The following is a 12,704-nucleotide window of genomic DNA, read 5'->3' as shown; positions in this document are numbered from 1 at the left end:
AAGCCGCCTTACAAGGCGGCTTTTTTGTTAAATAGCATGTGTGTGGCGCGTCTCAAGCCAGCATTCCCAGCAGCAGAAAAAGTAGAAAGCCCATATAAAAGGTGGCCGTCAGCCAGGCGGGTTCCTCGGCCAGATGTGCCTCTTGCAATAGCTCTTCCGTAACCAGAAACAGCAGCGCAGCCAGCCCAAAGGACAGCACAATGTCCAGCCCACCGGGCGACAGGTTATGCAGCAGGGTGGCGCCTAAAACGGTACTACCCACAAAGAGTACCGCAATGCCGACCAGCAAGCCAATGATGCGACGACGAGCCAGTCCCGTATTGGTTAGCGTTGTCGCTGTCGCCAAGCCCAGCGATACGCTTTCGATCCCAAGCGCATAGGCCAGGAGTTTGCCCTCTTTGTCTCCCGCGGCAAAGCCTACGCCGAGCAGCAGCCCATCGATAACGACATCGACGCCCAGCACCACCAGAAAGGTGATGGGTAATGCATTGCTTCTGACCTGGTTTTTCGACGCGTGCTCGGCCCCTTCCGTGAACTGACGGATGAGCAACATGATCAGGATACCGCCCCCAAAACCGATAAGGGTCAGGAGCCAATTTCGGAAATGAACGACCTGCGGTAGAATTTCAACGGCCACAACCGAGAAAATTACCCCCGCCGCAAAGTGGAGAATAGCGCTTTGCGCCTTGGGTTTCAGCGTGTAAACGGTGGCAAAGAGGCCGCTGACCGTCAGGGCCAATGCCGGCAGTAAAGCATACGTCGCGATCGACAGATAAGGAATGGGCATAGATAGCGTGGTTGGATGAGACGCATGGATGAGAACGTACCTGCGCAGGTACGTTCTCATCCATGCGTTATGAATTTTCTTTGGCGCGCTCACCGCTGATGAAGTAGGCTCCCTCGCGCACGATAGCGGCCGGATCGACACCGGCCGGCAGTTGTACTTCGACCTGATTGCGCTGGCTGATGCCTGTGCGAACGGGTATCAGTTTAAACTGGTACGTCGAGGTGCTATCCGTAGCCTGACGCACGTACACAAACGACCGGTTTCCTTCTTTCACCAGCGCATCTTCAGGCAAGGTTGCCACCCGGCGGGGGTTGACCAGAATCGAAGCCCGGACGTACGAACCCGCCAGCAGGCGTTCGCCTTTGTTGGCCAGTAAGTTGGCGTGCACCAGTACAGTTTTCGTTTGCGGATCAAACGCCTGCCCCACCCGGTACACACTGGCCCGCAGCGCCCCAGTCTGCTGTTGTGGAATCGTGAATTGCACAACCTGCCCCTCTGTCACCTTCTGGATGTCATTTTCAAATACCCGCAGTTCCAGGTAAAGCCGCTCCCGCCCGACAATCTCGACCAGTTCATCAGTATGATTGACGTATTGCCCAAGCCGGATATTCACCTTATCGACGTACCCACTGATGGGCGCGCGCAGTGAGATTGTTCGAGTGATCGTGCCCTTCCGAAGAGTTTCGAGCGGGATGTGAAGCTGCGCCAGTTGTGCCTCCAGCGAGGCCAGCAACGCCTTGGTCGTTTCGAAATCGGCCGTTGACTGTTGCAGGTTACGCCGGGCCCCAACTGCCTCCCGGTCCAATTCGGTTTGCCGGTCCAGCTCCTGCCGTTCAAAACTGTGTTTGGCAATCGCCTGGAGGTATTCCTGCTGAAGTTTAACGTAATCCGGGTGTTCCAGTACGGCCAACACCTGCCCTTTATGCACAAAATCACCCTCGACCAGATGGGCCGATCGCACAAAGCCGCCCATAATGGCATGTACCGACGCCCATTGGTCGGGAGGCGCTTCCAGTTTGCCCGTTGCCTGAATAGTTTCGCCCAGCGAAAGCGTGTCCGGAGCGCCGAGCTTGATGCCTGTTTCGCGGAATTGCGCTTCGCTAATCGTAATCAGACCGGGTTTGGACGTGGTTACGGCGGGCATCTCGGCTTGGGTGGGTTTCTGTTCAGTCGATGACGAACAAGCGACCAGGTTGCCCAGACCCAACAGTGCCAGTACCAGCCACCAACCCTGATGTTGCTGCTTTTTCATTGATAAAGACGGATAGAGATAAAGAAGAAAACCCAATCGTTTCCTTCGGGTTAATGCGTTTCGGCCAGTGAAGGCGAGGTAGACTCAGCGACCGCCGGACGGGGCCGCCTGATTCGTGCGGCGACGAGGCTGTAGAGCACGGGCAACACAACCAACGTCAGAAGGGTTGCTGATACCAGCCCACCAATGACAACCGTGGCCAGTGGTTTCTGCACCTCGGCCCCCGCCGACGTCGACAGGGCCATCGGCAGAAACCCTAGCGAGGCAACAGCGGCGGTCATCACCACGGGCCGAAACCGAACGGCCGTTCCCTGCCGAACCCGTTGATTCACGTCGGTGACGCCTTCATCTTCCAGTTGGTTGAAGTAACTGATCAGCACGATCCCATTCAGCACCGCGATGCCAAACAGCGCAATGAACCCAACCCCCGCCGAGATACTGAAGGGCATGCCGCGCAGCCATAAGGCCAGTACGCCGCCGATGGCCGACAGAGGAATGGCCGAAAAAATCAGCAGCGCCTGTGCCATCGAGCCGAATGTGAAGAACAGCAACAGCCCAATCATCACGAGCGCCAACGGCACGGCTACGGCCAGCCGCTCCTTCGCCTTCACCAGATTCTCGAACTGACCGCCGTAGGTGTAGCTATAACCCGGCGGCAGGGGTACGTCCTTTTCCAGCCGCGCTTTCATCTCCCCAACCAGACTTTCGACATCGCGGCCCCGCACGTTGACACCGATGGTAATACGGCGGCGGGCGTCGTCGCGCGAAATTTGCATCGGCGCATCTTCGTACCGGATAGCCGCCAGCTGATCCAGCGGAACCTGGTTACCATTGGGCAAATCGACGTAGAGCTCCCGGATGTTATCGATCGTTTGGCGGTAGGTGCTATCCAGCCGCACCACCAGATCAAAACGTTTTTCGCCCTCAAAGACCACACCGGCCGTTTCGCCGGCAAAGGCGGCTTTCAACACCCGGTTCAGGCTGGCCACCGAAACGCCATATTGCGCCAGCCGGGGCCGGTTATACGTAACCAGCATCTGCGGTAACCCGCTGATCTGCTCGACTTTGATGTCGGCCACGCCGGGAATCGACTTCATGCTGGCCGCCGCCTGATTGGCCTTGGCAAACAGAATAGCCAGATCTTCGCCGTAAATCTTGACCGCGATGTCGGATTTTACGCCCGTCATCAGCTCGTTAAACCGCAACTGAATGGGCTGGGTAAATTCCAGATTCAGCCCCGGCAAAACGCTCAAGGCTCGCTGCATTTTCTGAATCAGTTCTTCCTTGGTCGAGGCCGAGGTCCAGGCGGATTGCTCTTTCAGCCGAACGATGATATCGCCCCCTTCGATAGGCATAGGATCGGTGGGAATTTCGGCGGTACCGATTTTCGACACTACATCGATCACCTCCGGGAAACCGCCTTTCAGCAAGGTTTCAAGCCGTTGGGTAGTGGCGATAGTCTGCGACAGGGAGGAACCCGGTTTGAGTGTCAGGCTGATAGCGATGTCGCCTTCATCCAGGTTCGGAATAAACTCGCCCCCCAGTTGGCTAAACAACCCGGCAGCACCCACCAGCAGTGCCACTGAGCCGACGAGTACCGTTTTTCGCCAGCGTAGCGCCCCGTTGAGCAAGGGCGCATAGAGCCGGTGTAATCCTTTCATGATCCGGTCGGCCAGCGTACCTTCTTCCCGAATATCTTTTCGCAGCAGGGTAGCCGCCATCATGGGTACGTAGGTTACGCAGAGCAGCATCGCACCGATAATGGCGAAGCCGACGGTCAACGCCATTGGTCGGAACATCTTACCCTCGATACCCGTCAACGACAGAATGGGCACGTAGACGATCAGAATGATGAGCTGCCCGAACAGCGCCGAACGCATAAGCCGACTGGCTGAATCAAGCGCAATCTGGTCCATCGACTGACTATGCGTAGCGCGAGTGTGTACGATACTGAAAATCATGCTTTCCACGATAATCACGGCCCCATCCACCAGCAGGCCGAAATCAATCGCCCCCAGGCTCATCAGGTTGGCTGATACCCCGAAGACGTGCATCATACCAAGCGCAAAGAGCATACAAAGCGGAATCACCGAGGCCACCACCAGCCCCGCCCGCCAGTTGCCCAGCAGCAACAGCAATACGCTCATCACGATCAGCCCGCCTTCGAGCAGGTTCTTGGCTACGGTATGGATCGCCTTGTCGATGAGCACTTTGCGGTCCAGAAAGGGCTCGATCACTAAGCCCGGCGGCATACTTTTCTGAATCTGACCGATACGTTCTTTAACCCCGGCAATAGTCGTTTCGGACGAAGCTCCTTTCAGCATCAGCACGATACCGCCTACCACCTCGCCCTTGCCATTGCGCGTCATGGCCCCGTAGCGGACCGCATGACCAAAGCCAACCTCGGCCACGTCGCGCACCAGCACAGGCACAGACCCCGCCTGCTTAACCACGATCTGCCCAATCTCGTCGGGGCTTTTGGCCATCCCTTCGCCGCGGATGAAAAAGGCTTCCTGCCCTTTTTCGATGTAGCTGCCGCCCGTGTTGGCGTTGTTGACCGACAGCGCATCCATCACTTCAGTCAGCGTCGTGTTCATCCCCCGCAGCCGCTCGGGGTCAATTCGCACTTCGTATTCTTTTAAATAGCCACCCAGACTGCTGATATCCACTACGCCGGGGACGCCCGCCAATTGGCGTTTCACGAGCCAGTCCTGAACGGTGCGTAGCTCCGTAGGTGAGTACGTGTGCTCATAGCCTTCGGCCGGCCGGATAACGTACTGGTAAATTTCGCCCAGCCCCGTCGTCACCGGCGCCAACTGCGGTGAACCAGCAATGAGCGTACCTTCGGCGGCTTTGAGTTGTTCCGTCACAAGCTGACGAGCCAGAAACGTGGGTGTCGATTCCTCAAACACCACTGTAATGACCGAGAGGCCAAAGCGGGAAATCGATCGGATTTCGGTCACGCCAGGTACGTTACGCAGGGTCGTCTCGAGCGGAAACGTGATAAACTGCTCGGTTTCCTGCGCCGCCAGTGACGGAGCCTGCGTAATCACCTGAACCTGGTTGTTGGTAATATCGGGAATGGCGTCGATCGGTAGTTGCCGCAGGGCATACGTACCCCAGGCGATCAACGCCAGCACGCCCAGCACCACCATCAACTTCTGACGGATGCTGAACTGAATAAGTTTATGAAGCATACAGATAACTCGTTGATAATGAAATAGCCAGCAAGGACATCACACGGTTATGGGCGTGATGGCGCGCTACAGACCAATACAAAAAGCGAGTTACCCGAGCTGAGGGGGCTGAAACAGCCAAGCAGCTGCCCGGAAGCAATAGAGATTCTGGTATGAGAAATGGGGCTGGTAGACAAGCCGTTCAACCAGCAAATCAACGAACAGACGTTGAGGTTGAGGTAGGGTGAAAACAAGCCCTAACGACAGGTGGTTGAACAAGGGAATTTTGACGCCCTTATGCGGGGTCTTGGCGTGTTCCGACGATGGGTTATAGTGCATGTCGAGAAACTGCCAGAAATTGAAATCACTACCGGCGGCCTGCTTATGCACCTGATAGTGGGCTAGCAATCCGGGGATTTTATAGACCTCTTCCACGTCTGTTTGCGGGAACAGACTACCAGCCAGTATCAGCATGCCCAGGAAGAAAGCCGTGATGGATTTCATAGCACAAAAATAAGCTATTCAACCGACTACCGGGCTATCGGCATGTCATCAACGAAGGGCTACTTGTGCTAGTCTGCTATAAAGACCCTGATAGGGATACCTTATCAATTGTAGCTGAAATAGAATGAGACTAGTTTTTGTACCTACAAACAAAGGTCAGTGAAAGCCTATTTTCTGTTGACAAAAACGAAAGCCAAAATAAGTGTAAAGCACAACCGCAGTAATCTCAATGAACTGCTCTGACCGATGTGTTTCGTAAAATCCACTTGTATGATCCTGTATGAGATCAACGAGGGCCGCGCAATACCAAATGAATGTTACGGTGGAGCCAACCAGCAACAAAAAAAGGTAAAGCGTCTTATTCATGACTGTCAATTTTGTGTCTTAACAAGCTTTAAACAAGCTACATAGTAGCCTCGCAATTAACTTGTAAACTACGAGTTTACAAAAAAGTTTTGCCTTGTGATCAACTTCTTAAACTCATGAGTGAACACTAAAAATAGACACCTTTCCCACAAATAGTATCTCTAGTAAAGTGTTATTCACGCATCATAAACTAGACATAAACAAAGTAATAGAACCGTAAAAATTTATTAATGCGTTATACAAGTTGTGTAGAACCACTTAATCAGTTTCTCTAAACCATCGGGTCCTGGTCCTGTTTCGTCAGAACAACAACTAATCTTACTATCATGGGAAATTTGCTTTATACGGTAGCCGTCATCCTCGTAATAATCTGGCTATTAGGCTTTTTAGGCTTCAATAGTTTTGGACTTGGAGGCCTCATTCACGTATTGCTGGTGATTGCCATCATCGCCGTGATCTTCCGATTGATCCAAGGAAGGGGAGTCTGAGTAAGTAGCCGCTAGCGGTTTACGTTTGTTTCCCACGCTGAACTAGTTTGTAGCTAGTCAACAACCCACCTTGTTCATTTACGACTCCTTTATTTGTGATTTGCAAATAAGCATCCTTAGTAAAAAGGCCGGATCATCACGTTCCGGCCTTTTCTATGGGGTTGTAAGGCAATTACTACCAAACTAAAAAGGCTAATTCGCTGGCATCGTGTTAAACACAATAGCGAATTATCCCTGATAGTCAACCACTTAACTATAAAAAATAGCCTAAGTGACTGATTAGGAGACGGATTGAGAAAATAGTAGTGTTTGACATGTAATCACTGACAATCTGCATATTCATAGTTGTCCTGTTTAATATAATCTGGTGATGCCGAATGCTTCATGGTTGTACTTGTTAGAAAACCTTTCGCGTTGTAAGCATGTGTATATGTCCAAGTAGTATTCTGCGTAAGTTGACCGCCAGGATTGAGATACCCGAATGTCACTTTGGCTATATTGTTCTGCGAAGCATCGGTTGCACCAACCGGTACGAAAGTTGGATGCCCTTTAGCGCCTCCAAAAATCAGCCCGCCTAAGAATGGATTAAGCGCTCCTTCAGAGGGCAAGGTAGATTTGGGTTTATCATCGTACTCATAAATGGTTACAGAGTTTAACGTGAGGTCAGCTACGTTCTCACTCCTGAGCAGATTACCACGCGAATCGTACGTATAGCGGGTAAGTACCTTTCCATCAGCTTTTCGAGCTACGGCTAACCCTTGCGCATTTAGCTCGTACGGCTCTTCTGCTACAGTACCTCCTAATGGTACTTGAGTGAATTTAGTGGCGATGCCATTGGTAAAAGTGGTTTCCTTCCGTTCCGTCTGAGCAGGCTTAGATTTGTCATTTGGAATAGACGTAAATACCTGGGTGAAGGTCTTCAATTTACCGGCGGCATCATACGTGTAAGTTAGCTTACCTGTTCTAGAAGCACTGGTTGTACTAGACGCAATGTAATCACTGTCTTCTACTTGACTGATTTCGCTGACACGTCCTGCTGAATCATAGGTTAATATCCAGTTGCCAGCCAACTTGATGGTGGTTATCCCAGGCTGCCCATACAACTTGTAATCATACGAGCCAGCATACGTTCGTTTAACGACGTATCCATTGGCATCATACTCATAATTGTCAGAGTAAGTGGAAAGTGTTGCCGAATTAGGGTCGGTTACAACCCGTTTGGCACCTGTCAACCTTCCCTGTGCGTCATAATTCATCGAATATGTCGTCAGCGTTTTGCCTTGATAATCTACGTTAGTAGAGGTGAATACACGCAACCGGCATCTCTTAGCGGTTTCATCGCCTTTTGGATCAACGTCAGTCGGATTATGCTTACAGCCAAGGGTACACGTTAAAAAGAATAAAGCGAAGGCTAGATGTTTTGTCATTGATAAGTAGTCTTTACTCGATTGGGCAAGCTATAGACGCATAAGTTCTAGAGCGTCCAAAACTTGTTCCCCTTGTCATATATAGGTTGATTCCCACAAAGGAAACTCGTGCCATATTAGATGAAGAGTCAAAGATACGATACCTGTATGCGTACCTTTACAATCTATCAAGGGTCTTCATTGGCTTTTAGTTTAGTCAGAGCCGGGCGGGTGGGTCCCCGGTTCAGTAGGCCGGGTGGGTGGGTCCCCCGGCCTTTTTCTATAGTCAACAATCAGTGGATGCCTCTCCGTTTTTGTTGCCCTTGCGACTTTTATAATTGACAGACGTACCCTCTAGTAATGTTTCTAAACGGCCCATAACGGCCTGATTTAGATCACGTAATAAGCGCTATTTTTGACTAGCCCTTTTTCACGGTAACAACGTTTGCGCGATGAGAAACTATTTACTCTGGTTATACACGATTTTTCTATGTTCACTTTTTTGCCCTGTGGCCAAAGCCCAACTACAATGGACGGTAGTCTCATCGTCTACGGCGGCATCAAATGCGAGTGGTTTCAGTTCGGTCAATTACGGCGATGGACAGTGGATCACCGTAGGCAGCAGCGGAAAAATTATGACATCAATAGACGGTTCCACTTGGACAAACCGCAACTCAAACACCAAGGAGGATTTGACCGCCATTGCTCATCGGCCGGGGCAGTGGGTTGCCGTTGGCAGCAATGGGACTACAATAACCTCACCTAATGGTATTGACTGGACTGTTCATGTAACTGACCCTGCAAACGGGTTTAGCGGAGTTGATTTTGGAGCAGATAGATGGGTCGCCGTTGGTAAGACAAATAATGTCCGTGTAGGATACGGCATAATGTACACCTCTACTGATGGAATAAATTGGACAAATCAGCCAATTGCCCAACAACTATCTTATGGCCTGAATAGAGTGGAATACATCAATAACACTTGGTATTTAGTCGGTGGCAATCTAATAGCTACCTCAAAGGATGGATTAGAGTGGACCCCTCGTTCACTAAAAGGAAAACCCAGTTTTGTTACTTCAATTGCTTACGGGGCTGGATTGTATGTAGCTGGCGATATTGATGGTTATTACCTCACTTCAACGGATGGAATTAATTGGCCGGAGCTGAGGATAAACGCAGACATGTCGGTTAGCAACGTCAGTTACGGTGATGGGTACTGGTTGGCTGTTGGTAATGATTACACGAGACGCCATTTATTGTGGGCGTCAACCGATGGTACTCATTGGCAAGGGGTTGATATACCTTCTACCAACAGTATAAACGCCGTGCATTACGCCAATGGCCGTTGGGTGGCCGTGGGTGGAGCCTACTCGATATTAACTAGCTTGTCTGCATCGTTTGTACCGTTGGGCGTTCTACCGTCTTCTTCGATTCGATTAGTCATATATCCCAATCCAGGTGCTGGTTTTGTAGATGTAGAAGCCGAAACATTAATCAACAGTATCACCGTCCGCTCTGTAAGGGGAACATTGGTAAATCACTATGATTTTGCGCAACCTGTAACTAAATGGGTATTGAGGTTAGCAGATGAACCAGCAGGTACATACTTTATTCAAGTCCAAACATCAGGTATGAAATCTAGAACACTGCCTTACATCAAGTATTAATGAATATTTGATCGTGTGCCTCTTTCAGATACAAATGACTCAGTAGCCTGGGTGGGTGGTTCTCCCGGCCTTTTTTTATTTACACAAACTTTGGTGTATGTGTTTTAGTTGTGATATGTATCCTAAAACTATAATATAGCGGTCACATTACTATTTAGCCACTATACAATACATGACCAATGAAAAAGAATGGTTTAAACCGGGCGAACTAGTGCGGGCTACCGTTGAGCATCGCCACTTAATTCCTTTGCTCCTATCCCATGTTCATGCCGGGTTCCCTTCCCCGGCAGACAACTACATCGAAAAGGTACTGAGCCTAGACGAACTCTGTATTGTTCACCCTGAAGCTACCTACTTCTACCGGGTAGCGGATGACTGCATGGTTGATGAGCGTATCTATGAGGGTGACATTCTGATTGTCGATTGTGCCATCGACAATTCACCCGGCTACCTACATGGAAAGGTCGTTGTTGCGTGGATTGATGGTGAGTACGTGGTCAGGCGGTTGTGCATAAAGAGGCGCTGGTTGTCTTGATACCCGCCAACGCCAACCACTTGCCAATCTACGTGCAACCCGACGAGCGCGCCTCCATTATAGGTGAGGTGATACGCGTCTTTTTCAAACCCTCCCGCAATACGGCCCTATGATCGCACTACTAGATGCTAATAATTTCGTGCGACGTGAAAAGTTGAGTTCTGAATTGTTTTGCCGGGGTCGCCCCGCGACAAAACCAGCCATGCCACTGGCTGTACGCTACGAAGACGTGCGGGTGGGTAACTGCCCGTACTAAGCATTCGGACAACGTACCGAAATCCACCTCAATCGTGAGAGGAAGGTGGTTCCGTTAGCATCAAACGGAATAGGGCAAGCGTGAATGATAAGGCTAATTCAAGTGAACTTTCGATAAACGCCGTTATTGCAGAACAAGCCAAATGATGCTGATAGGCTTGAACCAAAAGGTACTGTGGCGCGGTGTTGGGGCTGAATGTTTCCCCAACCGTGGACGAAGAGGCCACCGGCGGAAAGAAAGAGCCTAACCCATTCGATGTTCAGAACTCGAAACACGGTAAGCCCGTAGTTTTCCCACAAGGGTAGGGCTTCTGCGAGGAAACTCAATGAAACTGCGGGTAAAGGAGGATGGAGAAAGCGAAGGCCAGTCTGTAATGGATTGGATAGGGACTGAAATATCGCCCCACGTGAAAGCGGGCCTACTTCCATCTGGTCTCACTTCACAAGATAAACTGACCAACCAATGCAGGAAGCAAAGCAGATGACGGAAGGGCCGAAAGGCACAACTGGTGCGGTTTCCGACGAGGCAGAAAGCTGGTTTGCCATTGAATGGCAACAGGCTAACCAACTCGTTAAGCGGCTTCAGGCACGTATTGTGAAGGCTATTCAGGCGGGCCGTTGGGGTAAGGTTAAGGCCTTACAACGACTGCTCACCCGCTCGTTCAGTGCCAAAGCCTTGGCGGTACGACGAGTGACGGAAAACCAAGGCAAACGCACCAGTGGTGTGGACGGCCAACTTTGGACCAATCCACCTCGTAAACGACAAGCCATCGATGAGCTGAGAAGTCGAGGGTATCGTCCTCAGCCGCTCAAACGTATTTACATTCCCAAACGCAATGGCAAACAACGACCGCTGAGTATCCCAACCATGAAAGACCGGGCGATGCAGGCCTTACATCTAATGGCCTTACAACCCGTGTCCGAAACGACGGCTGACCCTTGCTCATTCGGCTTTCGCCCTGCCCGGCAAGTAGCCGACGCGGTGGAACGCTGCTTTGGTCTGCTGAGTCGTCAGGACAGCCCCCAATGGGTACTGGAAGCCGACATTGAAGCTTGCTTTGACCGTATCGACCACGATTGGTTGCTCCAGCACATACCGATGGAGAAGACCATTCTGGGTCAGTGGCTTAAAGCGGGTTATATCGAAAAAGGCAATTGGTGGCCCACTACGGAAGGCACTCCGCAGGGTGGCATCATTTCGCCGGTACTAGCTAACATGGCCTTAGATGGTTTAGCCAAGGAATTAGCAGCTCACTTTGCCAAGAGTTACAAACGGCCTGACCGGGGCTTCAACCCCAAGGTTCGGCTGGTACGGTATGCCGATGATTTTATCATTACGGGTATCAGTCGCCAGCAACTGGAAGAACAGGTTAAGCCCGTCGTTTGTAATTTCCTGAGCAAACGGGGCTTGCGACTTTCTGAATCGAAAACCAGGCAAACGGCGATCACGGAAGGGTTTGACTTTCTGGGGTTCACCTTTCGCAAGTTTAACGGAAAGTTGCTCATCAAACCGGCCAAGAAGAGTTTACTCGCTTTTGTCCGGTCGATGCGCCAGCTAATCAAGGCCAATAAAGCCGCATCTGCCAGTGAGTTGATTGCTTACCTCAATCCTAAAATCAAGGGGTGGGCATACTTCTACCGGCATGTGTGCAGCTCGAAGACCTTTCAGTGGCTGGACACGCAACTCTTCCGTTGTTTGTGGCGGTGGTCAATTCGGCGGCACCCTAAAAAGGGAAAGCGGTGGATTAGACAGAAATATTTTAAGCGACACGGCACGCGCAACTGGACGTTTAGTGGCGAAGTCATTAAAGCGAACGGTCAGCCTATCGAGTCGCATCTGTTCTATGCCTCGGATGTTAAAATCCGTCGTCATATCCGCATTAAAGAGGATGTCAATCCTTTTGATGTACGTTGGGAAGAGTACTTTGAGCATCGGCTTACCGAACGGATGAAAGCTACGTTTCGGGGTAGGGAACAATTAAGCTATCTCTGGCGCGAACAGGCGGGGCGGTGCCCTGTTTGTTCGGAGTATATCACTGACCAGACGGGTTGGCATAATCACCATATCCAACCTCGTGTGCTGGGCGGAGCGGATACGTCAGAGAATCGAGTCCTGCTGCACCCTGACTGCCATCGCAAGGTGCATAGCCTTGGGCTTACCGTTGAGAAACCGCGTCCGACGAAGGCCGGGCGTTAGTGAGGCTTGAGCCGTATGAGGGGAAACTTTCATGTACGGTTCTTAGAGGGGTTGGGGGCGGAAACGCCCCC

9 protein-coding genes are annotated in these 12,704 nt (G+C 51.2%); 4 read left to right on the top strand and 5 right to left on the bottom strand.

Annotation, left to right across the window (positions count from 1 at the left end):
* Nucleotides 1-52: 52 nt before the first annotated feature.
* From FAES_RS03800 to FAES_RS03785, 4 genes are all read right to left on the bottom strand, one after another.
* A complete protein-coding gene (locus FAES_RS03800) occupies nt 53-787 on the bottom strand; it encodes a ZIP family metal transporter (RefSeq protein WP_041257516.1) in 735 nt (244 codons plus the stop codon).
* A gap of 67 nt (nt 788-854) precedes the next feature.
* Nucleotides 855-2,039, bottom strand: a complete 1,185-nt coding sequence (locus FAES_RS03795; RefSeq protein WP_015329873.1) for an efflux RND transporter periplasmic adaptor subunit — start codon at nt 2,037-2,039, stop codon at nt 855-857.
* Between the two features lie 50 nt (nt 2,040-2,089).
* Entirely contained in the window at nt 2,090-5,236 is a 3,147-nt protein-coding gene (locus FAES_RS03790) for an efflux RND transporter permease subunit (RefSeq protein ID WP_051054020.1), read from the bottom strand.
* A 90-nt stretch (nt 5,237-5,326) separates the two neighbouring features.
* Nucleotides 5,327-5,719 carry a hypothetical protein gene (locus tag FAES_RS03785; RefSeq protein WP_015329871.1) on the bottom strand — a complete coding sequence of 131 codons (393 nt, stop codon included), beginning with the start codon at nt 5,717-5,719 and terminating at the stop codon, nt 5,327-5,329.
* A gap of 692 nt (nt 5,720-6,411) precedes the next feature.
* Here FAES_RS03785 and FAES_RS29950 point away from each other — a divergent pair.
* Nucleotides 6,412-6,573, top strand: a complete 162-nt coding sequence (locus FAES_RS29950; protein ID WP_148289285.1) for a lmo0937 family membrane protein — start codon at nt 6,412-6,414, stop codon at nt 6,571-6,573.
* A 320-nt stretch (nt 6,574-6,893) separates the two neighbouring features.
* Here FAES_RS29950 and FAES_RS03775 read toward each other — a convergent pair whose 3' ends face one another.
* The gene (locus FAES_RS03775; protein ID WP_015329870.1) at nt 6,894-8,000 is read right to left on the bottom strand and encodes an RHS repeat domain-containing protein; all 1,107 of its coding nucleotides are present in this window, start codon (nt 7,998-8,000) and stop codon (nt 6,894-6,896) included.
* A gap of 431 nt (nt 8,001-8,431) precedes the next feature.
* On the opposite strand from FAES_RS03775, the gene FAES_RS29490 reads away from it, so the two are divergent.
* The 3 genes from FAES_RS29490 (at nt 8,432) to ltrA (ending at nt 12,633) form a co-directional block, all read left to right on the top strand.
* The gene (locus tag FAES_RS29490) at nt 8,432-9,646 is read left to right on the top strand and encodes a T9SS type A sorting domain-containing protein (protein ID WP_015329869.1); all 1,215 of its coding nucleotides are present in this window, start codon (nt 8,432-8,434) and stop codon (nt 9,644-9,646) included.
* A 172-nt stretch (nt 9,647-9,818) separates the two neighbouring features.
* Nucleotides 9,819-10,181 carry a S24 family peptidase gene (locus FAES_RS03770; RefSeq protein ID WP_051054018.1) on the top strand — a complete coding sequence of 121 codons (363 nt, stop codon included), beginning with the start codon at nt 9,819-9,821 and terminating at the stop codon, nt 10,179-10,181.
* A 718-nt stretch (nt 10,182-10,899) separates the two neighbouring features.
* Nucleotides 10,900-12,633 (top strand): group II intron reverse transcriptase/maturase, encoded by a 1,734-nt coding sequence (gene ltrA, locus FAES_RS03765; RefSeq protein WP_148289284.1) that lies wholly within the window; start codon nt 10,900-10,902, stop codon nt 12,631-12,633.
* The last annotated feature ends 71 nt before the right edge of the window (nt 12,634-12,704 follow it).

This window comes from Fibrella aestuarina BUZ 2 (genome assembly GCF_000331105.1).
Classification (GTDB): Bacteria; Bacteroidota; Bacteroidia; order Cytophagales; family Spirosomataceae; genus Fibrella; species Fibrella aestuarina.
Note: the sequence above shows the minus strand (reverse complement) of the source record. Positions and strands in the feature narration are given on the sequence as shown.

What these genes read in the sequence shown, in the direction of transcription:
- FAES_RS03800 (WP_041257516.1), bottom strand. Translation starts at nt 787, where the DNA reads ATGCCCATTCCTTATCTGTCGATCGCGACGTATGCTTTACTGCCGGCA.
- FAES_RS03795 (WP_015329873.1), bottom strand. Translation starts at nt 2,039, where the DNA reads ATGAAAAAGCAGCAACATCAGGGTTGGTGGCTGGTACTGGCACTGTTG.
- FAES_RS03790 (WP_051054020.1), bottom strand. Translation starts at nt 5,236, where the DNA reads ATGCTTCATAAACTTATTCAGTTCAGCATCCGTCAGAAGTTGATGGTG.
- FAES_RS03785 (WP_015329871.1), bottom strand. Translation starts at nt 5,719, where the DNA reads ATGAAATCCATCACGGCTTTCTTCCTGGGCATGCTGATACTGGCTGGT.
- FAES_RS29950 (WP_148289285.1), top strand. Translation starts at nt 6,412, where the DNA reads ATGGGAAATTTGCTTTATACGGTAGCCGTCATCCTCGTAATAATCTGG.
- FAES_RS03775 (WP_015329870.1), bottom strand. Translation starts at nt 8,000, where the DNA reads ATGACAAAACATCTAGCCTTCGCTTTATTCTTTTTAACGTGTACCCTT.
- FAES_RS29490 (WP_015329869.1), top strand. Translation starts at nt 8,432, where the DNA reads ATGAGAAACTATTTACTCTGGTTATACACGATTTTTCTATGTTCACTT.
- FAES_RS03770 (WP_051054018.1), top strand. Translation starts at nt 9,819, where the DNA reads ATGACCAATGAAAAAGAATGGTTTAAACCGGGCGAACTAGTGCGGGCT.
- ltrA (WP_148289284.1), top strand. Translation starts at nt 10,900, where the DNA reads ATGCAGGAAGCAAAGCAGATGACGGAAGGGCCGAAAGGCACAACTGGT.